The organism is Pseudomonas taiwanensis DSM 21245 (assembly GCF_000425785.1).
GTDB classification, from domain to species: domain Bacteria; phylum Pseudomonadota; class Gammaproteobacteria; order Pseudomonadales; family Pseudomonadaceae; genus Aquipseudomonas; species Aquipseudomonas taiwanensis.
Genome location: NZ_AUEC01000013.1, coordinates 13,550 through 38,960, shown reverse-complemented (window position 1 = coordinate 38,960; position 25,411 = coordinate 13,550). Strand labels below are relative to the sequence as shown.

Here is a 25,411-nt window from a genome sequence, read left to right as displayed (position 1 = left end):
CAGGGACGGCGCCCGGCGCATCAGTCGGGTTTCAGCAACCGCACAGCGCGCTGTCGATCACTTTGCGCAGTTCCAGCGGGTGGTCCACCACCACGTCGGCACCCCAGTTGTTCGGGTTGTCTTCTGGATGAATATAGCCATAGCGAACTGCCGCCGTGCGGGTGCCGGCATCGCGGCCGGACTCGATGTCCCGCAAGTCGTCGCCGACGAACAGTACGCTGGCCGGGTCAAGGTTCAGCGTGGTGCAGGCCAGGATCAGCGGCTCGGGGTCGGGCTTGCTGTTTTTCACGTGGTCCGGGCAGATCAGCAAGGCCGAACGCTCGGCCAGGCCCAGCCGCTGCATGATCGGCTCGGCGAAACGCACCGGTTTGTTGGTGACCACGCCCCACAGCAGGTTGCCTTTCTCGATGTCGGCCAGCAGTTCGCCCATGCCGTCGAACAGCCTGCTGTGCACTGCGCAGTCGCGCTGGTAGCGCTCCAGGAATTCCAGGCGCAGGGCCTCGAAGCCCTCGGCGTCGGGGTCCATCGCAAAGGTGGCGGCGACCATGGCGCGGGCGCCACCGGAAATCACGTCACGGATGCGCTTGTCGTCGATGGCCGGCAGGTTACGCTCGGCCAGCATGGCCTGGCAGATGGCGATGAAGTCCGGCGCCGTGTCGAGCAGGGTGCCGTCCATGTCGAAGAGTACCGCTCGCAAACGCATGCTCATTCCTCGCGCAGGGTCTGGATCATGTAGTTGACGTCTACATCGCTGCTGAGCTTGTAATGCTTGGTCAGCGGGTTGTAGGTCAGGCCGATGATGTCCTTGACTTCAAGGCCGGCGGTGCGGCTCCAGGCGCCCAGTTCCGAAGGGCGGATGAATTTCTTGAAGTCGTGGGTGCCGCGCGGCAGCATCTTGAGGATGTACTCGGCGCCGACGATGGCCAGCAGGTATGCCTTCGGGTTGCGGTTGATGGTGGAGAAGAACACCTGGCCGCCGGGTTTGACCATGCGGTAGCAGGCGCGAATCACCGAGGAGGGGTCCGGCACGTGTTCGAGCATCTCCAGGCAGGTGACCACGTCGAATTGCCCGGGCATCTCTTCGGCCAGGGCTTCGGCGGTGATCTGCCGGTATTCGACCTGCACGCCGGATTCGAGCTGGTGCAGTTGGGCGACCGCCAGCGGGGCTTCGCCCATGTCGATGCCGGTGACGGTGGCGCCGCGCAGGGCCATCGCCTCGCTGAGGATGCCGCCGCCACAGCCCACGTCGAGCACTTTCTTGCCGGCCAGGCTGACGCGCTCGTCGATCCAGTTGACCCGCAGCGGGTTGATGTCGTGCAGCGGCTTGAACTCGCTTTCGCGGTCCCACCAGCGGTGCGCCAAGGCTTCAAACTTGGCGATTTCGGCGTGGTCGACGTTGCTCATGTGAACAGTCCTCTGAAACTTCGCTAGATTGCGCGGGAGTATACCCGAGCGCCCAGGGCTGAGGGTCGCTATAATCGCCCGCTTTTGACATCCGAACGACGGGGAGAGGCGATGCGCGAGCGACTTTTGGCGGCGGAGAAGGTGACCGGGATCCGCTGGCAGGACGGCGCCCTGCACCTGCTCGACCAGCGTTTGCTGCCATCGCAAGAGCGCTGGCTGGCCTGCGACAATGTCTCACAGGTGGTGGAAGCGATTCGGGATATGACCGTGCGCGGCGCTGCCGCCATCGGCATTGCCGCGGCTTTCGGCCTGGTTCTGGCGCTGCGCGAGCGCCTGGCGGCGGGCGGCGACTGGGAAACCGACCTGGAAGAGGATTTCCTCAACCTGGCCGAGGCGCGCCCGACCGCCGCCAACCTGTTCTGGTCGCTCAACCGCATGCGCGAGCGCCTGCTGCGCTTGCGCCCCGAAGAAGACGTGCTGGCGGCGCTGGAGGCCGAGGCGGTGGCCATTCACGAGAGTGATCGCGAGGCCAACCTGACCATGGCCCAGCACGGCATCGAGCTGATCCGTCGTCATCAGGGCAACGAGCAGACACTGCTCACCTACGGTAATGCCGGCGCCCTGGCCAGTGGCGGCTTCGGTACCGCGCTGGGGGTGATCCGCGCAGGGTTCCTGGAGGGTATGGTCGAGCGGGTCTACGCCGGCGAGACCCGCCCGTGGTTGCAGGGCTCGCGGCTGACCGCCTGGGAGCTGGCCCGCGAGAGTATTCCCGTCACCCTGTGCGCCGATTCGGCCTTGGCCCACCTGATGAAAAGCAAGGGCATTACCTGGGTAGTGGTCGGTGCCGACTGCATCGCTGCCAACGGTGACGTGGCCAGCAAGATCGGCACTTATCAGCTGGCAGTCAGCGCCATGCACCATGGTGTGCGCTTCATGGTGGTGGCACCGAGCACCAGCATCGACCTGAACCTGGCGACCGGCGAGGACATTCCGCTGGAAGAGCGTGATGCCGACGAGTTGCTGGATTACGCCGGTACCCGGGTCGCGCCGGATGTGGAAGTGTTCAATCCGGTGTTCGATGTGACTCCAGCGGATCTGATCGATGTAATCGTGACCGAGAAAGGTGTCGTCGAACGACCGGACACCGCCAAGCTGGCGCAATTGATGTGTCGCAAGCGTTTGCACTGACCGGGGTGTAGGGCGGGGGCGTCTTTGGGGTCGAGCGCTGCCCGCGCGGGGCATCGCGAGCAAGGCTCGCTCCTACGGTTGTTTCGAGGCAATGAGTTACTGGCCTGAAACAGGTGTAGGAGCGAGCCTTGCTCGCGATGCCCCGCGCGGGCGGCGCTCGATCGCCCAGGCGATACACCGCTCACGTCAGGCCACCTGCCACATCTCCCCACTGCCACTGCCTTTGTGGTAACATCCGGCAGTTTCCAAGACCGCCCATGACGGCGGCCTTCATTGCGCAAGTCCATGGCTCAACTCATTGATTTGTCGTAAGTCGTCGCACCCTTATGCGCTGCGGCGGCGAGCTTCGTTCGGCCCTTGAAGGAGGCTGCGAAGTTTCACCAGAAAAAGGAATCAGGCTTCTCATGGGCGAACTGGCCAAAGAAATCCTCCCGGTCAATATCGAAGACGAACTGAGACAGTCTTACCTCGACTACGCGATGAGCGTGATTGTCGGGCGAGCGCTGCCCGATGCGCGTGACGGCTTGAAGCCCGTGCATCGCCGCGTTCTCTTTGCGATGAGCGAGCTGGGCAACGACTGGAACAAGCCGTACAAGAAATCCGCCCGTGTGGTCGGTGACGTGATCGGTAAGTACCACCCGCACGGCGATACCGCGGTCTACGACACAATCGTGCGTATGGCTCAGCCATTCTCGCTGCGCTACCTGCTGGTCGACGGCCAGGGCAACTTCGGTTCGGTGGACGGCGACAACGCCGCGGCCATGCGATACACCGAAGTGCGCATGGCCAAGCTGGCCCACGAGCTGCTGGCCGACCTGCACAAGGAAACCGTCGACTGGGTGCCCAACTACGACGGCACCGAGCAGATCCCGGCGGTCATGCCTACCCGTATTCCCAACCTGCTGGTCAACGGTTCCAGCGGTATTGCCGTGGGCATGGCGACCAACATCCCGCCGCACAACCTGGGTGAGGTCATCGACGGCTGCCTGGCGCTGATCGACAACCCGGACGTCACCGTCGACGAGCTGATGCAGTACATCCCGGGCCCCGACTTCCCCACTGCCGGCCTGATCAACGGTCGTCAGGGCATCATCGAGGCCTACCGCACCGGCCGTGGCCGTATCTACATGCGCGCCCGCTCCGAGATCGAAGACATCGACAAGGTCGGTGGTCGCCAGCAGATCGTGATCACCGAGCTGCCTTACCAGCTGAACAAGGCGCGCCTGATCGAGAAGATCGCCGAGCTGGTCAAAGAGAAGAAGATCGAGGGCATCACCGAGTTGCGTGACGAGTCCGACAAGGACGGCATGCGCATCGTCATCGAGCTGCGTCGCGGCGAGGTGCCGGAGGTGGTGCTGAACAATCTGTATCAGCAGACCCAGCTGCAGGCCGTGTTTGGCATCAACGTCGTTGCGTTGGTCGATGGCCGTCCGCGCCTGCTCAACCTCAAGGACCTGCTCGAAGCTTTCGTCCGTCACCGCCGTGAAGTGGTGACCCGTCGTACCGTGTTCGAGCTGCGCAAGGCCCGTGAGCGCGGCCACATCCTCGAAGGCCAGGCGGTCGCGCTGTCCAACATCGACCCGGTCATCGCCCTGATCAAGGCTTCGCCGACGCCGTCGGAAGCCAAGGAAGCGCTGATTTCCAAGGCTTGGGAATCCAGCGCCGTCCAACTGATGGTCGAGCGCGCCGGAGCCGACTCCTGCCGCCCAGAAGACCTGCCGGAGCAATACGGCCTGCGTGACGGCAAGTATTACCTGTCGCCGGAACAGGCCCAGGCCATCCTGGACCTGCGTCTGCACCGCCTGACCGGCCTGGAACACGAGAAGCTGCTGGCTGAGTACCAGGAGATCCTGGAACAGATCGGCGAGCTGATCCGTATCCTCAACAGCGCCCAGCGCCTGATGGAAGTGATCCGCGAAGAGCTCGAAGCCATCCGCGCCGAATACGGCGATGCCCGTCGCACCGAAATCCTCGATGCCCGCCACGACCTCAACTACGGCGACATGATCCCGGAAGAAGAGCGCGTGGTGACCATTTCCCACGGCGGCTACGCCAAGACTCAGCCGCTGTCGGCCTACCAGGCCCAGCGCCGTGGTGGCAAGGGCAAGTCGGCCACCGGCGTGAAGGACGAGGACTACATCGAGCACCTGCTGGTCGCCAACAGCCATGCCACGCTGCTGCTGTTCTCCAGCAAGGGCAAGGTCTACTGGCTCAAGACCTACGACATCCCAGAGGCGTCCCGTGCCGCCCGCGGCCGTCCGCTGGTCAACCTGCTGCCGCTGGAAGAGGGTGAGCGCATCACCGCCATGCTGCAGATCGACCTGGAAGCACTGCAGCAGAGCGCTGGCGCCGAGGAAGAGCTGGAGGACGGGGAAGACACCGTGCTCGAAGGCGAAGTGATCGAGGCCGAGGAAGTCGACGAAGAAGACGGCGACACCCCGGAATGGGTCGCCGAACCGACCGGCGCCTACATCTTCATGGCTACCGCTTCCGGTACCGTCAAAAAGACCCCGCTGGTGCAGTTCGCCCGTCCGCGCTCCAACGGCCTGATCGCCTTGAAGCTCAAGGAAGGTGACACCCTGATCGCTGCGGCCATCACCGACGGCGCCAAGGAAGTCATGATGTTCTCCGACGCGGGCAAGGTGATCCGCTTCGCCGAAAGCGTGGTGCGTGAAATGGGCCGTAACGCCCGTGGTGTACGCGGCATGAAGCTGGGCAAGGGGCAGCGGATCATCTCCATGCTGATTCCTGAGTCCGGCGCCCAGATTCTCACCGCTTCCGAGCGTGGCTTCGGCAAGCGCACCCCGCTGTCCAAGTTCCCGCGTCGCGGCCGTGGTGGCCAGGGTGTCATCGCCATGGGGACCAAAGGCCGCAATGGCCTGCTGATCGGCGCCATCCAGGTGCAGGAAGGCGAAGAGATCATGCTGATCTCCGACCAGGGCACGCTGGTGCGCACACGGGTTGGCGAAGTCTCCAGCCTGGGTCGTAACACCCAGGGCGTGACGTTGATCAAGCTGGCCAACGACGAGACGCTGGTGGGCCTGGAACGGATCCAGGAACCGTCCGAGGAAGAAGTCGATGAGATCATCGAGTCGGACGAGGAGGGTGTCGAAGCGGCTGTGCCGGATGCGGCAGACGATGACACTGCGGGTGCCGAAGAGGCACCGCAGGAATAAGCAAGCGCAAAACCCGAGCGGGGCGACCAAGGTCGCCCCGTTTGACTGATTAAGCTGGGCAATTGGGGCGCAGAGCAGCCCTGATACAGGCGTCACAATGTCGACTGGTCGGCATCGAATTACGATTTTGTTCTATTTGGCAGAGCGAGAGTGGATGTGAGCAAACGAGCCTTTAACTTCTGCGCAGGCCCTGCCGCGCTTCCGGACGCGGTCCTGCAGCGCGCCCAGGCTGAAATGCTGGACTGGAATGGCAAGGGCCTGTCGGTGATGGAGATGAGCCATCGCAGCGACGACTACGTGGCCATCGCCGAAAAGGCCGAGCAGGACCTGCGTGACCTGCTGTCCGTCCCCTCCAACTACAAGGTGCTGTTCCTGCAAGGCGGTGCGAGCCAGCAGTTCGCCGAGATCCCGCTGAACCTGCTGCCGGAAAGCGGTACCGCCGACTACATCGAAACCGGCATCTGGTCGAAAAAGGCCATCGAGGAAGCCCGTCGCTTCGGTAACGTCAACGTGGCTGCCAGCGCCAAGCCCTACGATTACCTGGCCATTCCTGGTCAGAACGAGTGGAAGCTGACCAAGAACGCGGCCTACGTCCACTACGCGTCCAACGAGACCATCGGCGGCCTGCAGTTCGACTGGGTGCCCGAGACGGGCGACGTCCCGCTGGTGGTCGACATGTCGTCCGACATCCTCTCCCGCCCGATCGACGTCTCGCAGTACGGCCTGATCTACGCCGGCGCGCAGAAAAACATCGGCCCGAGCGGCCTGGTCGTGGTCATCGTCCGTGAAGACCTGCTGGGCCATGCCCGTAGCATTTGCCCGACCATGCTCGACTACAAGATCGCGGCCGACAACGGCTCGATGTACAACACCCCGGCCACCTACTCCTGGTACCTCTCGGGCCTGGTCTTCGAGTGGCTCAAGGAGCAGGGCGGCGTCGAGGCCATGGAGCAGCGCAACCGCGCGAAGAAAGACCGCCTGTACGGCTTCATCGACGCGAGCGAGTTCTACACCAACCCGATCAGCCACAACGCCCGTTCGTGGATGAACGTGCCGTTCCGCCTGGCCGACGAGCGCCTGGACAAAGCCTTCCTGGCCGGTGCAGACGCCCGTGGCCTGCTCAACCTCAAGGGCCACCGTTCGGTGGGCGGCATGCGCGCCTCGATCTACAACGCCCTGGGCCTGGAGGCGGTAGAAGCGCTGGTGACCTACATGGCCGAATTCGAGAAGGAGCACGGCTGATGTCCGATCAAGAGCTCAAGGCGCTGCGGGTACGCATCGACAGCCTCGACGAGAAGATCCTCGAGCTGATCAGCGAGCGTGCCCGGTGCGCCCAGGAAGTGGCCAAGGTCAAGACCGCCTCGCTTGCCGAAGGCGAAAAGCCAGTGTTCTATCGCCCCGAGCGTGAGGCCGCCGTGCTCAAGCGCGTGATGGAGCGCAACAAGGGCCCACTGGACAACGAAGAGATGGCGCGCCTGTTCCGCGAAATCATGTCGTCCTGCCTGGCCCTGGAAGAGCCTCTGAAGGTCGCCTACCTGGGCCCTGAGGGTACCTTCACCCAGGCTGCGGCGATGAAGCACTTCGGTCATGCCGTGGTCAGTCGCCCGATGGCGGCCATCGACGAAGTCTTCCGCGAGGTGGCGGCCGGTGCCGTCAACTTCGGCGTGGTGCCGGTGGAGAACTCTACCGAAGGTGCAGTCAGCCACACCCTGGACAGCTTCCTCGAGCACGACATGGTGATCTGCGGTGAAGTCGAGCTGCGTATCCACCACCACTTGCTGGTGGGCGAGAACACCAAGACCGACAGCATCACCCGCATCTACTCCCATGCCCAATCGCTGGCCCAGTGCCGCAAGTGGCTCGATGCGCATTACCCGAATGTCGAGCGCGTGGCGGTGTCCAGCAACGCCGAGGCCGCCAAGCGAGTCAAGGGTGAGTGGAATTCCGCGGCCATCGCCGGCGACATGGCGGCGAACCTGTACGGTTTGACCCGCCTGGCCGAGAAGATCGAAGACCGTCCGGACAACTCCACGCGCTTCTTGATGATCGGCAACCAGGAAGTGCCGCCGACCGGCGACGACAAGACCTCGATCATCGTCTCGATGAGCAACAAGCCGGGTGCGCTGCACGAGCTGCTGGTGCCATTCCACGAGAACGGCATCGACCTGACCCGCATCGAGACCCGTCCCTCGCGCAGCGGCAAGTGGACCTACGTGTTCTTCATCGACTTCGTTGGCCACCACCGCGACCCGCTGATCAAGGCGGTGCTGGAGAAAATCAGCCAGGAGGCCGTTGCGCTCAAGGTCCTGGGGTCGTATCCGAAGGCGGTGCTTTGATCGAAGATTGCCGGGGCTGCAAAGCAGCCCCTGCGGTCTCACAGACTGTCCTGATTTCTGAACAGGGTTCGCACCAGTGGTAAAAGCAGTAACAACCAAACCCGCGCCAATCATCAACCGCCTGGTCGTGGTCGGCCTCGGCCTGATCGGCGGCTCCTTCGCCAAGGGCCTGCGTGAGAGCGGCCTGTGCCGCGAAGTGGTCGGCGTCGACCTGGATGCCCCGTCGCGCAAGCAGGCCGTGGCCCTGGGCGTGGTCGACCGTTGCGAAGAAGACCTCGCCGCCGCCTGTGTCGGCGCCGATGTCATCCAACTGGCCGTGCCGATCCTGGCCATGGAAAAACTACTCGCCCGCCTGGCTCAGCTCGACCTGGGCAAAGCGGTCATCACTGATGTCGGCAGCGCCAAAGGCAATGTCGTACGCGCTGCCCGTGCCGTCTTCGGTGAGCGCCTGGCGAACTTCGTGCCGGGCCATCCGATCGCCGGTTCCGAGCAAAGCGGGGTAGAGGCCTCCAACGCGGCCTTGTTCCGCCGGCACAAAGTCATCCTCACGCCATTGCCGGAAACCGACCCTGCCGCCCTGGCGCTGGTCGATCGCCTGTGGCGTGCGCTGGACGCCGATGTCGAGCACATGCAGGTCGAGCGCCACGACGAAGTCCTGGCCGCCACCAGTCATTTGCCGCACCTGCTGGCCTTCGGCCTGGTCGATTCCCTGGCCAAGCGCAATGAAAACCTTGAGATCTTCCGGTACGCTGCGGGTGGTTTCCGCGATTTCACGAGAATCGCCGGAAGCGACCCGACCATGTGGCACGACATCTTCCTCGCCAACCGCGAAGCCGTCCTGCGCACCCTGGATACTTTTCGCAGCGACCTCGACGCCTTGCGCGACGCGGTCGATGCTGGGGACGGGCACCAGCTGCTGGGTGTGTTCACCCGCGCACGCGTTGCCCGCGAGCATTTCAGTAAAATCCTGGCCCGCCGGGCCTATGTGGACGCTATGAACGCCAACGATCTGATTTTCCTGGCCCAACCTGGTGGCCGCCTGTCCGGACGGATCCGCGTTCCGGGCGACAAGTCGATTTCCCACCGTTCGATCATGCTCGGTTCGCTGGCCGAGGGCACGACCGAGGTCGAAGGCTTCCTCGAAGGCGAGGACGCGCTGGCGACCCTGCAGGCCTTCCGTGACATGGGTGTGGTCATCGAAGGCCCGAACCATGGTCGTGTGACCATTCATGGTGTCGGCCTGCACGGCCTCAAGCCGCCACCTGGCCCGCTGTATGTCGGCAACTCCGGCACGTCGATGCGCCTGCTGTCCGGCCTGCTGGCGGCGCAGCCATTCGACACCACCATGACCGGCGATGCCTCGCTGTCCAAGCGCCCGATGAACCGCGTGGCCAATCCGCTGCGCGAAATGGGTGCGGTGGTCGAGACCGGTCCTGAAGGGCGTCCGCCGCTGACCATCCGTGGTGGCCACAAGCTCAAGGCCCTGACCTATACCCTGCCGATGGCCAGTGCCCAGGTTAAATCCTGCCTGCTGCTGGCGGGCCTGTACGCCGAAGGCAAGACCACCGTCACCGAGCCTGCGCCGACCCGTGACCATACCGAACGCATGCTGCGCGGCTTCGGCTACTCAGTGGAAAGCAATGGCCCGGTCGCGTCCTTGCAGTCCGGTGGCAAGCTCACCGCGACGCGCATCGAAGTGCCGGCAGACATTTCCTCCGCAGCCTTCTTCCTGGTGGCCGCCTCGATCGCCGAAGGCTCCGAGCTGGTGCTCGAACACGTCGGCATCAACCCGACCCGCACGGGCGTCATCGACATCCTGCGGCTGATGGGCGGCGACATCACCCTGGAAAACCAGCGTGAAGTTGGCGGTGAGCCGGTGGCCGACCTGCGCGTGCGCGGCGCCAAGCTCAAGGGCATCGACATTCCCGAAGAACTGGTGCCGCTGGCCATCGACGAGTTCCCCGTGCTGTTCGTCGCCGCGGCCTGTGCCGAAGGCCGTACCGTGCTGCGTGGCGCCGAAGAGCTGCGGGTGAAGGAGTCCGACCGCATCCAGGTGATGGCCGATGGCCTGATCACCCTGGGCATCCAGTGCGAACCGACCCCGGACGGCATCATCATCGATGGCGGCCAGCTCGGCGGCGGCGAAGTCCACGGTCACGGCGACCACCGCATCGCCATGGCATTCAGCGTCGCCTCGCTGCGAGCCAGCGCGCCGATCCGCATCCACGACTGTGCCAACGTCGCCACCTCGTTCCCCAACTTCCTGGCGCTGTGCGCCGAAGTCGGTATTCGCGTTGCCGAAGAGGGTAAGTCGTGAGTTCGCCGGCACCGGTCATCACCATCGACGGGCCAAGCGGCTCGGGCAAGGGCACGGTGGCTGGCTTGCTGGCCCGTGAGCTGGGTTGGAGGCTGCTGGACTCCGGCGCGCTGTACCGCTTGCTGGCATTCAATGCCACCAACCATGGTGTCGACCTCACCAACGAAGAGCTGCTCAAGGCCTTGGCCGCCCATCTGGATGTGCAGTTCATCGCTGCCGAGCCCGGTAAGCTACAACAGATCATTCTCGAAGGTGAGGACGTCAGTCACGTCATCCGCACCGAGACGGTCGGCGCCGGCGCCTCCATGGTCGCTTCGCTGCCAGCGGTGCGCGAGGCGCTGTTGCAGCGCCAGCGCGCGTTCCGTGAAGCACCGGGGTTGATCGCCGACGGTCGCGACATGGGCACGGTGGTGTTTCCAGACGCGCCGCTCAAGGTCTTCCTCACTGCCAGCGCGGAGGAGCGCGCGCGCCGCCGCTACCTGCAGTTGAAGGCCAAGAATGAAGATGTTAGTCTGTCGAGTCTGCTAGATGAGATACGTGCGCGTGATGAGCGTGACACCCAGCGCGCAGTGGCCCCGCTGAAACCAGCGGCCGATGCCATACAGCTGGACTCTACCGAGTTGTCCATCGAGCAGGTGTTGCAACGTATCAGGAGCGAGATCGCCCAGCGCGACCTTCTCTGATCGCCAGGAAGGCAGGCAGGGGCACCAGTCAACGTCCTGCCCGCTTTCCTTTACTTAAACGAAACCCACATTGTCTGGAATGTGGCTCTGGGCGTATGTTTCGCCCGAATCTACAGGAATTAAAATGAGCGAAAGCTTTGCAGAACTCTTTGAAGAAAGCCTGAAAACCCTCAATCTTCAGCCGGGTGCCATCATCTCCGGTATCGTTGTCGACATCGACGGCGACTGGGTTACCGTACACGCTGGTCTGAAGTCCGAGGGCGTCATCCCGCTCGAGCAGTTCTACAACGAAGCTGGCGAGCTGACCATCAAGGTCGGTGACGAAGTTCACGTTGCGCTGGACGCGGTCGAAGACGGCTTTGGCGAAACCAAGCTGTCCCGTGAAAAAGCCAAGCGCGCCGAGTGCTGGATTGTTCTGGAAGCAGCTTTCGCCGCCGAAGAAGTGGTCAAGGGCGTTATCAACGGTAAGGTTAAGGGCGGCTTCACTGTCGACGTTAACGGCATCCGTGCGTTCCTGCCGGGCTCCCTGGTTGATGTCCGCCCTGTGCGCGACACCACCCACCTGGAAGGCAAAGAGCTGGAATTCAAGGTCATCAAACTGGACCAGAAGCGCAACAACGTTGTTGTTTCGCGTCGCAGCGTCCTGGAAGCCGAGAACAGCGCCGAGCGCGAAGCCCTGCTGGAGACCCTGCAGGAAGGCCAACAGGTCAAGGGTATCGTCAAGAACCTCACCGACTACGGCGCCTTCGTGGACCTGGGCGGTATCGACGGCCTGCTGCACATCACCGACATGGCTTGGAAGCGTATCAAGCACCCGTCGGAAATCGTCAACGTTGGTGACGAAGTCGACGTTCGCGTCCTGAAGTTCGACCGTGAGCGCAACCGCGTTTCGCTGGGTCTGAAGCAAATGGGCGAAGATCCGTGGGTAGCTATCACCGCTCGTTACCCAGAAGGTACTCGCGTAACTGCTCGCGTTACCAACCTGACCGACTACGGCTGCTTCGCTGAGCTGGAAGAAGGCGTTGAAGGTCTGGTACACGTTTCCGAAATGGACTGGACCAACAAGAACATCCACCCGTCGAAAGTCGTTCAGGTTGGCGACGAAGTGGAAGTCATGGTTCTGGACATCGACGAAGAGCGTCGTCGTATCTCCCTGGGCATCAAGCAGTGCAAATCGAACCCATGGGAAGATTTCTCCGGCCAGTTCAACAAGGGTGACAAGATCACCGGTACCATCAAGTCGATCACTGACTTCGGTATCTTCATCGGTCTGGAAGGCGGCATCGACGGTCTGGTTCACCTGTCCGACATCTCCTGGAACGAAACTGGCGAAGAAGCCGTGCGTCGTTTCAAGAAGGGCGACGAGCTGGAAACCGTCATCCTGTCGGTTGACCCAGAGCGTGAGCGCATCTCCCTGGGCATCAAGCAGCTGGAAGACGATCCGTTCTCCAACTTCGTTGCTGTCAACGACAAGGGCGCTATCGTCAAGGGCATCGTGAAAGAAGTTGACGCCAAAGGCGCCATCGTCACCCTGGCCGACGACATCGAAGCTACTCTGAAGGCTTCCGAAATCAGCCGTGACCGCGTTGAAGACGCGCGTAACGTTCTGAAGGAAGGCGAAGAGATCGAAGCCAAGATCATCAGCGTTGACCGCAAGTCCCGCGTCATCAGCCTGTCCATCAAGTCGAAGGACGACGCTGAAGAGCGCGAAGCTATCCAGAGCCTGAAAAACACCGCTCCGGAAGCTGCTGCCGACACCACCATGGCTGCGCTGCTGCGCGAAGCTATGGCCAAGCAGAACTAAGTTCTGTTTGATCGGTAAAAAAGGGGTGGCCTTCGGGTCGCCCTTTTTTTTCGCTTGAGTTTTGTGGTGTGGCGTAGATCCAGCGCCGCCCGCGCGGCGCATCGCGAGCAAGGCTCGCTCCCACGTTTGTTTTCGGCCAATTATGCCTGTGGCATACGCGCGCGACCGCTTTGGCGCACGGCACGATATCGAGTCGGACAAACAAGGCGGTCGCGCGCGCCTTTCACAGGCGTTACTGGCCGTAAACAAACGTAGGAGCGAGCCTTGCTCGCGATGCGCCGCGCGGGCGGCGCTCGATCTACCAGGCGCTGCATCCCGGCAGCCATGCACTCATAACCACACCGCATCCCAATGTGGATAATCGCCGACCCTGGCAACCAATCCAGCCCTGATCGGATTGGCGACGATATACCTGGCTATCTTCAAGACATCGTCATCACGACGCAGGGCTCGGTCGTGATATCCCGCTTGCCAGACCGGCGTGGCCTTTAACCCTGCCTTGCGCAATGCGTGACTGGTTCGGGATTTGAAGCGTTGCATCAGTGCGCTAAGCGTCACATCCCTTAACTCAAGCAACCAATGCACATGGTCAGGCATCACGACCCAGGCTAGCGATCGACAATATTGCTTATGTTCGACATGGCGAAGGTTGTGAATGACCAGGCGCGCAAAACGGAAGTTGAAGAACAGCGGGTGACGTTGATGCGTGACGGTGGTCAGCATATAGAGCCTGCCTGGCTCAGAGTGTCTTGCTCGGCGAAGCATGCAGCCATGAGGTTTGGGCACTGGTTTCTTCCTTGAACGATTTTGTGCCCGTTGAGCGTAGCCAAGCGCATTTAACCCCGGAATGGTTAAAGATTCTCAGTATGTTAAATACTGGTACTGGGTGCAGGGGGGGCGTGAGTGCCGTGGTCGCAATGTTTGAATTTTGTGGTGGGGCGTAAATCGAGCGCCGCCCGCGCGGCGCATCGCGAGCAAGGCTCGCTCCTACGTTTGTTTTTGGCCAATAATGCCTGTGGCACACGCGCGCGACCGCCTTGTTCGTACGGCTGGATATCGCGTCGAGCACCAGGGCGAGGGCGGTCGCGCGCATTTCTCACTGGCATAACTGGCCCGTAACAAACGTAGGAGCGAGCCTTGCTCGCGATGCGCCGCGCGGGCGGCGCTCGATCTCAAAACCACTACACCCCTTTCGCCATACGCCTCTGCGCCACCCCAAAGCACATTCCCTCCCACGCCCATTCTTGAATTTTTTTATTAAGTCAAGAACCACCCTGTTCAAATCCCTCCCAGCGTGCTACAAACTGATTAAGCAATGATCTAGCTGCTTGATAACGAAGGGAAAAATATGACGAAGTCGGAGCTGATCGAACGTATTGTCACCCATCAAGGGCTGCTCTCGTCCAAGGACGTCGAGCTGGCAATCAAGACCATGCTTGAACAGATGTCCCAATGCCTGGCCACTGGCGATCGCATCGAGATCCGTGGTTTTGGCAGTTTTTCCTTGCACTATCGCGCCCCCCGGGTAGGTCGTAATCCCAAGACCGGTCAGTCGGTGGAGCTCGAAGGCAAGTTCGTTCCGCATTTCAAACCGGGCAAGGAGCTGCGTGATCGGGTCAATGAAGAAGACCACGCACACACCTGAATGATCAAGGAGCAGTCTGATGCGTAACCTCAAGCGCGCCGTGGCGGCGTTGTTCGTGCTGCTGTTGGCGGCTGTGGTGCTGTTCTTCGTGCTGGAGAACCAGCAGACCGTCTCCCTCGTGCTGTTCGGGTGGTCGGCACCCGCGATGCCGGTTGCGGTGCTGGTGCTGGCAGCCTTGGTGGTCGGCCTGGCGATCGGCCCGTTGCTCGGCGCTTACGGCGTGATGCGCAGCAAGCGCAAGATTCGCGCATCGGCCCGGCAAGCCGCCTTGAACGGTAATTGAGGATTTTTCCGACCCCAAATCCGCCACCACCCTCTGTCAACGCGCCTCACGACATGAAGTAATACGCCACTTCATTTTTGATTCAGGCGAGTGTGAAGCAGCATGGAATTCCCCGTTCTTTCTCACCACGGTGGTACCCGAGGCGTAACCGGTTCCTGTCATCAGCTGCATCTCGACGCGACGACCAGCCTTTTGGTCGATTGCGGCCTGGAGCAGGGCGCCGATGCATCACCTGGTGCTGAGGCGGCGGCACTCGCCTTCGACATCCAGGGTATTCAGGCCCTGGTCATCACCCACGTTCATCTCGATCACGTAGGTCGCATTCCTGCCTTGCTCGCCGCAGGTTTTCGCGGCCCCATCCTGTGCAGCGAGCCTTCGGCCAAGTTGCTGCCACTGGTGCTGGAAGACGCCTACAAGTTGAGCATCAGCAGCCAGCCTGCCCATGTCGCGCGTTACCTGGAGTTTCTTGAACGCTTGATCGTCCCGGTGCCCTTCGGGCAGTGGCACGTAATCGTCGATCAACCGGACCTCAGTTGCCGCATTCGCCTGCAGCGCGCTGGGCATCTGCTGGGGTCTGCTTATGTCGAATGCGACATCGAAAGGCAAGGGATCAACACCCGTGTGGTCTTCTCCGGTGACCTGGGTGCGCCATGTAACCCGCTGCTACGCCCAGTCGAGCCGCCCGAGCGTGCGGACATGCTGATACTGGAAAGCACCTATGGCGACCGCCTGCATCCCGGGCGCAGTGATCGACTGCAGCAGCTGGAGGCTGCCATCGACCGCGCCCTGGCGGACAACGGCACGATTCTGATCCCGGCATTCAGCCTTGGTCGTACGCAAGAGCTGCTGTACGAAATCGAAGATATTCTGCACCGCAAGGCATTGCTGTCTGGCCCGCACAAGCGTGAGGGGCACGACCCGCTCGACTGGTCGCAGCTGCCGATCATCCTCGACTCGCCCTTGGCGCAGCGCATCACCAAAGCCTATCGGCAGTTGCATGAGTACTGGAATGCCGACGCCCGCGCGCGCTTGGGCGAGGGGCGTGATCCATTGGGGTTCAACCAGTTGATCAGTGTCGATACCCATGCCCGGCACCAGCAGGTGGTCAACTACCTCAAGAGCACCGGCCGCCCTGCGATAGTCATTGCCGGCAACGGCATGTGCTCTGGCGGGCGGATCGTCAACTACCTCAAGGCCATGCTCGGTGATCCGCGGCATGAGGTGATGTTCGTGGGGTACCAGGCCAAAGGCACGCCCGGGGCGGTGATTCAGGCCAGTGAAGGGGCAGAGGGGTTTGTCCAGATTGATCTGGATGGAGATATGTACGACATCCGCGCCAAAGTCATTACGTTGAGTGGCTATTCGGGGCATGCCGATCAGGCGGGTCTAGTGGCGTTCGCATCGGGGTGCTCAGCGCGGCGGGTGGTATTGGTGCATGGGGAGCAGCAGGCCAAGCAGGTGCTTGCTGGGGTTTTGCGGGAGCAGTTCGCAAAGCTGGAAAAAGAGGTGTGCGTCACAATTGCGCGATGACCATTGGGCGGGTAGCGTGGTGTCCGTCGGCTGCTGAGGAACTTCTGCGGGTGAGGTCCCTCTATTATTGATTGATGTTTAAGGTGAAGAGCGTGGTGAGCATGTTGGCAAAATGCCGCTACGCTTGCTCTGAGAGGTCGCCGTGGCGGTTTGCGGGCTGAGGGGCGGCTTCGAGAGACGAATGCAATCAGACGGACCCAAGGAAAAATAGAATAAATGCGCAATGAACGTGAGCGCCTGAGTGGTAGTGACGAGATTGATCTGGTTGAGGTTGTTCAGGGGGTTTGGCGCCAGAAGCTTTGGGTAGTGTTGATTGCGTTGCCGGTGATCGCGTTGGGGTTGGGCTATGTGATGCTGGTTTCGCCTGTTTATGAGGCGAAGCTCTATGTCCAGCCGCCTTCTCAGAATGAGATCGCGCAGCTTAATTACGGCCGCGGTGGCGATACAGGGCTTCCCCCGCTCAGCGCCAAGGACGCCTACGATGTTTATCTCAAGGCCTTGCAGTCCGAAGCAGTGAGGAACAAATTTTTCCGCACTGAATTCTTGCCGATGCTGACGGAGGAGGAGCGCGCTGGCTCGCGGGATGCCTTGTACAGTCGGTTCAATAGCATGCTTAAGGTGGCTCAAGCTGCGAAGGACATGCCCAATCGCTACGTGATCACGGCAAATCTCGAAGATCCGCGTGGTGCAGCTACCTGGGTTTCAAGGTACGCCGAAATGGCATCACAGCGAGCGAAAGCTGAGATGCTCAAGGGAACTCAGAGTGACATTTCAATCATGGCAGATAATCTGGAACGGCGGATCCAGGCAGATCAGGCTAGCGCTGGCAAAGAACGAGTCGATCGAATCGCCCAATTGAAAGAGGCTTTGCGAATCGCCAAATCCATAGGGTTGGAGAAGCCTCCGATCATTTCAGGGACGCTATCCAGTGAAGTTTCTGCTGGCATGGGCGGCTCGCTCACCTATATGCGCGGGGCCAAGGCACTGGAGGCGGAAATCGCTAACCTTGAAGCCCGATCCTCGAATGATCCATTCATCGAAGGGTTGCGCGAAAAGCAAGAACGGCTGAATTTTCTTCGCAGTCTGAAAATCGACCCTTCGTCGGTTGCCATGTATCAACAGGATGGGGGGGTCGAGCAGCCGGATAAGCCTATTAAGCCTCGAAAAGCCGTTATCATGCTGCTTTCTACGTTGATGGGGCTGGGGCTTGGTGTTTTGGTGGCTATTGGTCGTGACCTTTGGCTCCGACGGACCGGGCAAGTCTGAGGGAACTTATCCAGCCAGAAAGGATCGCAGGCCGTTGTCGTCTATTGCGTTAGGTGTAACAATGCCATATTCGTTGCCGATGACATGGAAAGCTGTAAGAGCGAGCACGACGCGCTGATCAGATCTGCCTGTCTAGGTGAAACCACCGTTTGAACACAGGCAAAGAATGTGAACAGTGTCACCCGAGTCCACTCCACTGCAGCCCCTAGCGAAATCGATCTTTTCAAGCTTGTTCACAGTGTTTGGCGCCGGCGAGTGCTCGTCATTGGCATGGCGCTGTTGGGGGCTCTCATCGGTGTGAGTTATGCCTATCTCGTTACACCCGTCTATGAAGCGTCCACCATATTGCGTCCGGTTGCTATCAATCAGCTGGACGCTCTGAACCGCTCAAACATTTATTCGTTGCCACCCGCTGAAGCCCTGAAAAGGGTTGGGGCGACATTTGATTCCTATAATGCTCGGCTGGACTTTTTCCGATCCAGGCCCGATTTGATCGATGCTTTCCAAAATGAAGGGGAAAGCCTTGAGCAGGCATTCGAGGACTTCAACAGAGGTGCCCTCACCTTGATGCAGCCGGACCCGAAGAAGGCTGACCTTCTGAGCGCCTACGTCGGGTTGAAGATGCGCTACGAGAAGGGTGTTGATGGTGCGGGTATCCTGAATGATTTCGTTGATTTCGCGATCGAGCGAGAGCGTGTTCAATTATCAAAAGATTTTCAGCTGATTCTGGCCAACCGCATGGCCGAGACAGAGATGCAATTGAACGCGGCAGTTTCAGAGTATCAAGCAGGTAAGGAAGGCCGGATTGCCCGCCTTGAAGAGGCCGATGCAATCAAGCGAGCGGAGCTGAACGATGAGCTCAAGGCATTACGTGTTCAATTGAAGTTGCGTCGGGAGGCGCGTCTGGCGCAGCTTGAAGAGGCCATCAGCATTGCTCGAAGCCTAGGGTTAAAAAAGCCTTCCACGCCTTCTTTGATGGCAGATGGGGCAGTGGGTGGCGGAAATATCATTCGTACCGAGGTCAGCAGTCAGCAGACGCCGTTGTACTTCTTGGGAACTGACGTGCTTGAAGCTGAGCGCAACACCTTACGAAAACGAACATCGGATGATTTCGTGGAGCCGCGAATTGCCCAGATCCGAAAAGAACTGGTGATGCTGTCGACCAATCGCAAAGTGCAGATGCTCAGAGCCAGGGAAAACGAAGCAGCGTTCCTTGAGGGTATCGAGGCGCTCCGCGTCGAGCGCGCGCGCTTGCAGGCTATCGACACCAAGCTGGACGGTCTGCATTTGGTGAGTATTGACCAGCGCGCAGTGGAATCGAGTAAGCCTGTGAAGCCGCGAAAAGGCGTGATCGTTCTTGTTGCGCTCATCGCTGGTCTGGTGCTTGGAGCGTTCATTGCGCTAGTGCGAGGTGCTTTCAAGGATCATCTGCGGCAGATGCGAGTTCTAGAGATTGAAGGCTCTGTTCAGCGCGTTTCAGCAGGGGAGGAGGGGGCTGTCAACGGCGCTCGCCTTGCCTAGGTCCGCACCTAGCTTCAGGTAGGGCGCGTGATGTTAATTTGATGCTATTTCGGCTATCCGAGAACTCTGGAAAACTCTGATGGATCGCCAATGGCGAACCCCCTATGATTAAGGCGCCTTTCATTGTTGGCAGCCGCCAGGCAGTACCCCAAGCGAAATGGGCAAGCGCTTTTTTCGTTAATGCGACAGCAAGTTTTCGTGGAATGGATTCACTCGACTGACGAATGAATCGATGAAGGTTCAATAATCGCTATGCAGTCCTGGAAACGGGCAGGTAAATTCAAGGTGAGTTGGAAAGCATGACAGATATGAATGCGGTGGTAGAGAAGTTCAAAAGCCGGCAGGCCTTGATTGGTATCGTGGGCCTCGGTTATGTCGGGCTGCCACTGATGCTGCGTTATAACGCCATCGGTTTCAATGTCCTGGGTATCGACATTGATGACACCAAGGTCAAGAAGTTGAATCTTGGCGAGAGTTATATCGAGCACATTCCCGCCGCCAGCATCGCCAAAGCTCGTGAGTCCGGCTTCGAGGCTACTGTCGATTTCAAGCGTGCCAGTGAATGTGACGCGCTGATTCTGTGTGTACCTACGCCGCTCAACAAGTATCGCGAGCCGGACATGAGCTTCGTGATCAACACCACCGATGCGCTCAAGCCCTACCTGCGCGCCGGCCAGGTGGTCTCGCTGGAGAGTACGACTTACCCCGGCACCACCGAAGAAGAGTTGCTGCCTCGAGTGCAGGAAGGCGGCTTGGTGGTGGGTGAAAATATTTTCCTGGTCTATTCACCTGAACGCGAAGACCCGGGCAACCCGAATTTCGAGACCCGTACCATTCCCAAAGTCATTGGTGGCCACACGCCGAAGTGCCTCGATGTGGGTATTGCCCTGTACGAGCAAGCAATTGATCAGGTAGTTCCAGTTAGCTCCACCAAGGCTGCCGAGATGACCAAGCTGCTGGAAAACATCCACCGCGCAGTCAACATTGGTCTGGTCAACGAGATGAAAATCGTCGCTGACCGTATGGGCATCGATATCTTCGAAGTGGTTGATGCCGCAGCGACCAAACCGTTCGGTTTCACACCGTACTACCCAGGCCCAGGTCTGGGTGGCCACTGCATCCCGATCGACCCCTTTTATCTGACCTGGAAGGCTCGCGAATACGGCCTGCATACACGTTTCATCGAATTGTCCGGTGAAGTCAACCAAGCGATGCCTGAGTACGTACTGGGCAAATTGATGGATGGCCTGAACGAGACCGGCAAAGCGCTCAAAGGCAGCCGAGTTTTGGTCTTGGGCATCGCCTACAAGAAGAACGTCGATGACATGCGTGAGTCGCCGTCGGTTGAGATCATGGAATTGATCGAGGCAAAAGGTGGCGTGGTTGCCTACAGCGACCCGCACGTACCGGTCTTCCCGAAAATGCGTGAGCATCATTTCGAGCTGAGCAGCGAGCCACTCACCGCCGAGAACCTGGCTAGCTTCGATGCTGTGGTGCTTGCCACCGACCACGACAAGTTCGATTACGCTCTGATCGAATCCAAGGCCAAGTTGATCGTGGATAGCCGCGGCAAGTACCGTACGCCGACCGCTCACATCATCAAGGCCTGATTGGCGTCGCCAGCAAATTGATCCGTCTGGGCTTCGAGTTGCCAGACGGATCCATTCGTTTTCAAAGGAAGCCTCATGAAAAACTTTGCTCTCATTGGTGCTGCGGGTTACATCGCTCCCCGCCACATGCGCGCCATCAAGGACACCGGCAACCGCTTGGTTTCCGCGTACGATATCAATGACTCGGTAGGCATCATCGACAGTATCTCGCCGCAGAGCGAGTTCTTCACCGAGTTCGAGTTCTTCCTCGACCACGCCCATGGCTTGAAGCGCAACCCGGCTACCGCCCTGGACTACGTTGCGATCTGCTCGCCCAACTACTTGCACCACCCGCACATTGCCGCAGGCCTGCGCTTGGGCTGTGACGTAATTTGCGAAAAACCGCTGGTCCCGACCCCGCAGCAACTGGACGAGCTGGCCTTGGTCGAGCAGGAAACCGGCAAGCGCCTGTACAACATCCTGCAGCTGCGCCATCACCAGGCAATCCTTGCCCTGAAGGACAAGGTTGCCCATGAAAACAACCCGCACAAGTATGAAGTCGACCTGACCTACATCACGTCGCGCGGCAAGTGGTACCTGCAAAGCTGGAAGGGTGACCCTCGCAAGTCGTTTGGCGTGGCCACCAACATCGGCGTGCACTTCTACGACATGCTGCACTTCATCTTCGGCAAGCTGCAGCGCAACGTTGTGCACTTCACCTCCGAGCACAAGGCCGCCGGCTACCTGGAATACGAGAAAGCACGCGTACGCTGGTTCCTGTCGGTTGATGCCAATGACCTGCCAGAGTCGGTGAAGGGCAAGAAGCCGACTTACCGTTCGATCACCGTCAATGGTGAGGAAATGGAGTTCTCCGAAGGCTTCACCGATCTGCACACCACCAGCTATGAAGAGATCCTTGCGGGCCGTGGTTACGGTATCGAGGATGCGCGCCACTGTGTGGAAACGGTCAACACCATCCGTAGCGCCCCCACCGTGGTGGCAGCGGACAACGAAGGTCACCCGTTCGTGCAGGCGCTTTCGCGCTGAATGAGGGGAAGAAAACGGGTGGCGTTCCCCGTCGCCCGTTATTTATTGTTTTCTGCAGGGTCGCAAATTCGCGTGTCGAACGATAATTCCAATAGGCTAGGTGGAGTGCCTGCCACTGAAGCACAACACGGCATCAGGCTCGATGTACAGGGATTGCGTGCGATCGCGGTACTGGCGGTGCTGGCTTACCATACCAACAGTGGTTGGATGAAGGCTGGCTTTGTCGGTGTTGATGTCTTCTTCGTCATCTCAGGTTTCATCATTACCGCGTTATTGACCGAGCGCGCTATAAAGGTTGAACTTGGCGCTTTCTATTTGAGCCGAATTAAGCGAATTTTGCCCGCTTACTTTGTCATGCTAACAATCGTCTGCATGGTTTCGGCGATATTGTTCCTACCCGATGACTTTGAGTTTTTCCGAAATAGCCTCAAGTCGGCGAGCCTGTTTTTCAGTAATCATTATTTTGCTGACTTCGGCAGTTATTTCGCGCCAAAGGCTGATGAGTTGCCGCTGCTGCATACTTGGTCGTTGGCCATCGAGATGCAGTTCTATCTGTTCTTCCCATTACTGGTCATTTGCTTGCCTAAGGGCTTGCGGTTGCCTGTCTTCACCATTTTGGCCCTTGGTTTGTTTGCCTGGAGTGGATTCCGCACATTGGAAGACAAACACGACTTCCTGTATTTCTCGCTCATTGCCCGTATACCGGAGTTCATGGTTGGTGCCGTCGTTGCACTGGTGATGTGCAATCGGCGCTTGAATCCACAGGTGTCCTCTGCGCTAGGTGTCTTGGGGGCGATACTGCTTGCACTGTCGTTCACTATGATCGAAAGGCAAGCGTTTCCGGGGTTCTGGTCGATTCTGCCCTGTCTGGGAGCAGGCCTGGTTATCGCTGCTCGACGCGGCCCGGTCAGCGCTCTCCTTTCCACACCGCTAATGGTTTGGATTGGCGGAATTTCCTATTCCCTCTACCTTTGGCATTGGCCAGTGCTGGCGCTCGTGCGCTATTACACAGGCCAGTATGAATTGACTAGCGCAGGTCTACTGGTGTTCGCCTGCTGTTCGCTAGCGTTGGCGTGGCTGTCGTACCGTTACGTAGAGATACCAGTCAGATCCTCTCCCATGACGCTTCGGCAGGTGCCGAGGTGGGTATTGGCGGGAAGTGCAGTGTTGCTAGTCGCTTGGGGTGGGCGGCAGATTAATGGATCGCTGGTTTCACCATTACCGTTGGAACTGACGCGGTATGCCGCGTCAGAGTCGATTTGCCATGGAATTCAGGTGGGTGAGTGCAAGCGCGGGGCGGCTGATGCACCTGCCTCGGTCCTTGTAATTGGCGACAGCCATGCCGCTCAGTTGAACTACTTTTTCGATGTTGCTGGCAATGAGCAGGGAATCGCTTACCGGGTGCTCACAGGCAGCAGCTGTGTCCCGATTCCAGGTTTTGATGTGCAGCGCCTTCCGGGCTGGGCACAGAAGCCGTGCCGTGCGCAGATGACTGCAGTCGCCCAGATAATGCCGCAAATGAAAAAGTTGATCGTTGCAGGCATGTGGCAGTATCAGATGCAGAGTCCCGTTTTTGTGGAGGCTTTGCGCGATTTTTTGCAGAGTGCTGCCGATGCTGGCAAACAGATCGTCGTGCTAGCCCAGATTCCAATGTTCGAGTCCAATGTACAGAGAGTGCGCCGGTTCACCGAAATCGGGCTAGCTGCGCCGTTGGCATTTAATCGCGAATGGTCTGAAGCCAATCGCCAGGTCGAAGCCATCGCAAAGGGTATTCCTGGTGTGCAGTACTTGGACTTCTCTACAAGCAGCTTCTTTGCTGCTGCTCCTTATCAGGATGGTCAGCTCATCTACCGAGATAGCCACCACCTGAACGAGCTCGGAGCTCGTCGGTATGGATATTTCGCGGCAGGAGCGTTGCAGCGTGCGTTCGATCAACCTCAATCCAGTGTGAGTCTCAAGCCATGAATTACTATCAGCACCCAAGCGCAATCGTGGACGAGGGCGCGCAGATTGGTAACGATTCCAGAGTCTGGCACTTTGTGCACGTGTGCGCCGGTGCTCGAATTGGCGCCGGTGTTTCCCTCGGGCAGAACGTGTTCGTGGGTAACAAAGTCGTCATTGGGGATCGCTGCAAGGTTCAGAACAATGTCTCGGTTTACGACAACGTGACTCTGGAGGAGGGCGTGTTCTGTGGGCCTAGCATGGTGTTTACCAACGTCTACAATCCCCGCTCTCTGATTGAACGCAAGGATCAGTATCGCAATACCTTGGTCAAGCGGGGAGCGACTCTGGGTGCAAACTGCACCATCGTTTGCGGTGTGACAATTGGCGAGTACGCTTTTGTGGGGGCCGGTGCAGTGATCAACAAGGACGTACCGGCTTATGCCCTGATGGTCGGAGTTCCGGCTCGGCAGATCGGGTGGATGAGCGAGTTTGGTGAGCAACTGCAACTGGATGAGAAGGGCGAGGCCATTTGCTCACATACTGGCGCACGCTACATTTTGATCGAAAGTACACTGAATAAGGTGGATGCTTGACCATGATTGAATTCATTGACCTGAAAAGCCAGCAAGCGCGAATCAAAGACAAAATTGACGCCGGTATACAGCGCGTGCTGAGCCACGGCCAGTACATTCTTGGCCCAGAAGTAGCCGAGTTGGAGGATCGATTGGCGGCATTTGTCGGCGCGAAGTATTGCATCACCTGTGCAAACGGCACGGATGCCCTGCAGATTGCTCAGATGGCGCTTGGGATCGGCCCGGGGGACGAAGTCATCACGCCAGGCTTCACCTATATCGCCACTGCTGAGACCGTCGCGCTGCTGGGTGCCAAGCCGATTTACGTCGATATTGATCCCCGCACTTATAATCTTGATCCGCAATTGCTGGAAGCGGCAATCACCCCGCGCACTAAAGCGATTATTCCCGTGTCGTTGTATGGTCAGTGCGCTGACTTTGATGCAATCAATGCCATTGCTGCAAAGTACGGAATACCGGTCATTGAAGACGCGGCACAGAGCTTTGGTGCGTCCTACAAAGGTAAGCGCTCTTGCAACCTCACTACTATTTCCTGCACCAGTTTCTTCCCGAGCAAACCATTGGGTTGCTATGGGGATGGTGGCGCTATCTTTACAAACGATGATGAGTTGGCCACGGCCCTTCGCCAGATCGCTCGTCATGGACAAGATCGTCGCTATCATCACATTCGAGTAGGTGTAAATAGTCGCCTTGATACGCTGCAAGCGGCAATTTTATTGCCAAAACTTGATATATTTGAAGAGGAAATTACACTCCGGCAGAAGGTGGCGGGGTGGTATGATGTCGCCTTGAAGCTTGCTGGTGTTAATAGCACCCCCTTTATCGAGGAGGGTAATGTAAGTGCATATGCCCAATACACAGTGAGGGTTGATGATCGGGACGCACTTCAAGCTAAGCTGAAAGATGCCGGTATTCCAACAGCTGTGCACTATCCCATTCCATTGAACAAGCAACCAGCAGTAGCGAATGAGCAGTCGGTGCTGCCGGTTGGTGACAGGGTTGCCACTCAGGTTATGAGTTTGCCAATGCATGCTTATTTGGATTCGGCTGCCATTGATACTATCTGTGCTGTATTGACGAGCTAA

20 protein-coding genes are annotated in these 25,411 nt (G+C 59.3%); 17 read left to right on the top strand and 3 right to left on the bottom strand.

What is annotated here, in order from left to right; translation table 11 throughout:
• Positions 1 to 31: 31 nt before the first annotated feature.
• Positions 32 to 703, bottom strand: a complete 672-nt coding sequence (gene mupP, locus H620_RS0104910) for an N-acetylmuramic acid 6-phosphate phosphatase MupP (RefSeq protein ID WP_023379260.1) — start codon at positions 701 to 703, stop codon at positions 32 to 34.
• Positions 704 to 705: 2 nt separating this feature from the next.
• Positions 706 to 1,404 carry a bifunctional 2-polyprenyl-6-hydroxyphenol methylase/3-demethylubiquinol 3-O-methyltransferase UbiG gene (ubiG, locus tag H620_RS0104905; protein WP_027906876.1) on the bottom strand — a complete coding sequence of 233 codons (699 nt, stop codon included), beginning with the start codon at positions 1,402 to 1,404 and terminating at the stop codon, positions 706 to 708.
• Between the two features lie 111 nt (positions 1,405 to 1,515).
• Between ubiG and mtnA the strand changes: the two genes are divergently transcribed.
• The 7 genes from mtnA to rpsA all read left to right on the top strand — a co-directional run bounded on the left by mtnA (position 1,516) and on the right by rpsA (position 12,908).
• Positions 1,516 to 2,592 (top strand): S-methyl-5-thioribose-1-phosphate isomerase, encoded by a 1,077-nt coding sequence (gene mtnA / locus H620_RS0104900; RefSeq protein WP_027906875.1) that lies wholly within the window; start codon positions 1,516 to 1,518, stop codon positions 2,590 to 2,592.
• Between the two features lie 404 nt (positions 2,593 to 2,996).
• Positions 2,997 to 5,768, top strand: a complete 2,772-nt coding sequence (gene gyrA, locus H620_RS0104895) for a DNA gyrase subunit A (protein WP_023379263.1) — start codon at positions 2,997 to 2,999, stop codon at positions 5,766 to 5,768.
• A gap of 156 nt (positions 5,769 to 5,924) precedes the next feature.
• Positions 5,925 to 7,010, top strand: coding sequence for a 3-phosphoserine/phosphohydroxythreonine transaminase (serC, locus tag H620_RS0104890; protein WP_023379264.1), 1,086 nt, complete (start codon positions 5,925 to 5,927; stop codon positions 7,008 to 7,010).
• Positions 7,010 to 8,104 (top strand): prephenate dehydratase, encoded by a 1,095-nt coding sequence (pheA, locus tag H620_RS0104885; RefSeq protein ID WP_023379266.1) that lies wholly within the window; start codon positions 7,010 to 7,012, stop codon positions 8,102 to 8,104. Before serC ends, pheA begins: the two co-directional genes overlap by 1 nt.
• A gap of 76 nt (positions 8,105 to 8,180) precedes the next feature.
• Positions 8,181 to 10,421 carry a bifunctional prephenate dehydrogenase/3-phosphoshikimate 1-carboxyvinyltransferase gene (locus tag H620_RS0104880; RefSeq protein WP_027906874.1) on the top strand — a complete coding sequence of 747 codons (2,241 nt, stop codon included), beginning with the start codon at positions 8,181 to 8,183 and terminating at the stop codon, positions 10,419 to 10,421.
• A complete protein-coding gene (cmk, locus tag H620_RS0104875) occupies positions 10,418 to 11,104 on the top strand; it encodes a (d)CMP kinase (protein ID WP_027906873.1) in 687 nt (228 codons plus the stop codon). The genes H620_RS0104880 and cmk overlap by 4 nt, the downstream gene beginning before the upstream one ends.
• A 124-nt stretch (positions 11,105 to 11,228) precedes the next feature.
• Positions 11,229 to 12,908, top strand: a complete 1,680-nt coding sequence (gene rpsA / locus H620_RS0104870) for a 30S ribosomal protein S1 (RefSeq protein WP_023379271.1) — start codon at positions 11,229 to 11,231, stop codon at positions 12,906 to 12,908.
• Positions 12,909 to 13,238: 330 nt separating this feature from the next.
• Here rpsA and H620_RS0104865 read toward each other — a convergent pair whose 3' ends face one another.
• Positions 13,239 to 13,694: an REP-associated tyrosine transposase gene (locus tag H620_RS0104865; RefSeq protein WP_023379272.1), complete on the bottom strand. Its 456-nt coding sequence runs from the start codon at positions 13,692 to 13,694 to the stop codon at positions 13,239 to 13,241.
• Between the two features lie 562 nt (positions 13,695 to 14,256).
• On the opposite strand from H620_RS0104865, the gene ihfB reads away from it, so the two are divergent.
• The 10 genes from ihfB to H620_RS0104815 all read left to right on the top strand — a co-directional run bounded on the left by ihfB (position 14,257) and on the right by H620_RS0104815 (position 25,411).
• On the top strand, positions 14,257 to 14,553 hold the full coding sequence (ihfB, locus tag H620_RS0104860; protein ID WP_023379273.1) for an integration host factor subunit beta: 297 nt from the start codon (positions 14,257 to 14,259) through the stop codon (positions 14,551 to 14,553).
• A gap of 19 nt (positions 14,554 to 14,572) precedes the next feature.
• Entirely contained in the window at positions 14,573 to 14,836 is a 264-nt protein-coding gene (locus H620_RS0104855; protein ID WP_027906872.1) for a lipopolysaccharide assembly protein LapA domain-containing protein, read from the top strand.
• 102 nt (positions 14,837 to 14,938) lie between these two features.
• Positions 14,939 to 16,366 carry an MBL fold metallo-hydrolase RNA specificity domain-containing protein gene (locus H620_RS0104850; RefSeq protein ID WP_027906871.1) on the top strand — a complete coding sequence of 476 codons (1,428 nt, stop codon included), beginning with the start codon at positions 14,939 to 14,941 and terminating at the stop codon, positions 16,364 to 16,366.
• Positions 16,367 to 16,582: 216 nt separating this feature from the next.
• A complete protein-coding gene (locus H620_RS0104845) occupies positions 16,583 to 17,632 on the top strand; it encodes an LPS O-antigen chain length determinant protein WzzB (RefSeq protein ID WP_027906870.1) in 1,050 nt (349 codons plus the stop codon).
• Between the two features lie 168 nt (positions 17,633 to 17,800).
• Positions 17,801 to 19,153: a Wzz/FepE/Etk N-terminal domain-containing protein gene (locus tag H620_RS25550; protein WP_049818713.1), complete on the top strand. Its 1,353-nt coding sequence runs from the start codon at positions 17,801 to 17,803 to the stop codon at positions 19,151 to 19,153.
• A gap of 299 nt (positions 19,154 to 19,452) precedes the next feature.
• Positions 19,453 to 20,763: a UDP-N-acetyl-D-glucosamine 6-dehydrogenase gene (gene wbpA, locus H620_RS0104835; RefSeq protein WP_027906869.1), complete on the top strand. Its 1,311-nt coding sequence runs from the start codon at positions 19,453 to 19,455 to the stop codon at positions 20,761 to 20,763.
• A 75-nt stretch (positions 20,764 to 20,838) separates the two neighbouring features.
• On the top strand, positions 20,839 to 21,789 hold the full coding sequence (gene wbpB, locus H620_RS0104830; protein ID WP_027906868.1) for a UDP-N-acetyl-2-amino-2-deoxy-D-glucuronate oxidase: 951 nt from the start codon (positions 20,839 to 20,841) through the stop codon (positions 21,787 to 21,789).
• 72 nt (positions 21,790 to 21,861) lie between these two features.
• A complete protein-coding gene (locus H620_RS0104825) occupies positions 21,862 to 23,754 on the top strand; it encodes an acyltransferase family protein (protein WP_027906867.1) in 1,893 nt (630 codons plus the stop codon).
• Positions 23,751 to 24,326 carry a UDP-2-acetamido-3-amino-2,3-dideoxy-D-glucuronate N-acetyltransferase gene (gene wbpD / locus H620_RS0104820; protein WP_027906866.1) on the top strand — a complete coding sequence of 192 codons (576 nt, stop codon included), beginning with the start codon at positions 23,751 to 23,753 and terminating at the stop codon, positions 24,324 to 24,326. Before H620_RS0104825 ends, wbpD begins: the two co-directional genes overlap by 4 nt.
• A gap of 2 nt (positions 24,327 to 24,328) precedes the next feature.
• Positions 24,329 to 25,411 (top strand): DegT/DnrJ/EryC1/StrS family aminotransferase, encoded by a 1,083-nt coding sequence (locus tag H620_RS0104815; RefSeq protein WP_027906865.1) that lies wholly within the window; start codon positions 24,329 to 24,331, stop codon positions 25,409 to 25,411.

What these genes read in the sequence shown, in the direction of transcription:
- H620_RS0104845 (WP_027906870.1), top strand. Translation starts at nt 16,583, where the DNA reads ATGCGCAATGAACGTGAGCGCCTGAGTGGTAGTGACGAGATTGATCTG.
- wbpA (WP_027906869.1), top strand. Translation starts at nt 19,453, where the DNA reads ATGACAGATATGAATGCGGTGGTAGAGAAGTTCAAAAGCCGGCAGGCC.
- wbpD (WP_027906866.1), top strand. Translation starts at nt 23,751, where the DNA reads ATGAATTACTATCAGCACCCAAGCGCAATCGTGGACGAGGGCGCGCAG.
- ubiG (WP_027906876.1), bottom strand. Translation starts at nt 1,404, where the DNA reads ATGAGCAACGTCGACCACGCCGAAATCGCCAAGTTTGAAGCCTTGGCG.
- H620_RS0104850 (WP_027906871.1), top strand. Translation starts at nt 14,939, where the DNA reads ATGGAATTCCCCGTTCTTTCTCACCACGGTGGTACCCGAGGCGTAACC.
- mupP (WP_023379260.1), bottom strand. Translation starts at nt 703, where the DNA reads ATGCGTTTGCGAGCGGTACTCTTCGACATGGACGGCACCCTGCTCGAC.
- mtnA (WP_027906875.1), top strand. Translation starts at nt 1,516, where the DNA reads ATGCGCGAGCGACTTTTGGCGGCGGAGAAGGTGACCGGGATCCGCTGG.
- H620_RS0104855 (WP_027906872.1), top strand. Translation starts at nt 14,573, where the DNA reads ATGCGTAACCTCAAGCGCGCCGTGGCGGCGTTGTTCGTGCTGCTGTTG.
- rpsA (WP_023379271.1), top strand. Translation starts at nt 11,229, where the DNA reads ATGAGCGAAAGCTTTGCAGAACTCTTTGAAGAAAGCCTGAAAACCCTC.
- pheA (WP_023379266.1), top strand. Translation starts at nt 7,010, where the DNA reads ATGTCCGATCAAGAGCTCAAGGCGCTGCGGGTACGCATCGACAGCCTC.
- H620_RS0104815 (WP_027906865.1), top strand. Translation starts at nt 24,329, where the DNA reads ATGATTGAATTCATTGACCTGAAAAGCCAGCAAGCGCGAATCAAAGAC.
- ihfB (WP_023379273.1), top strand. Translation starts at nt 14,257, where the DNA reads ATGACGAAGTCGGAGCTGATCGAACGTATTGTCACCCATCAAGGGCTG.
- gyrA (WP_023379263.1), top strand. Translation starts at nt 2,997, where the DNA reads ATGGGCGAACTGGCCAAAGAAATCCTCCCGGTCAATATCGAAGACGAA.
- wbpB (WP_027906868.1), top strand. Translation starts at nt 20,839, where the DNA reads ATGAAAAACTTTGCTCTCATTGGTGCTGCGGGTTACATCGCTCCCCGC.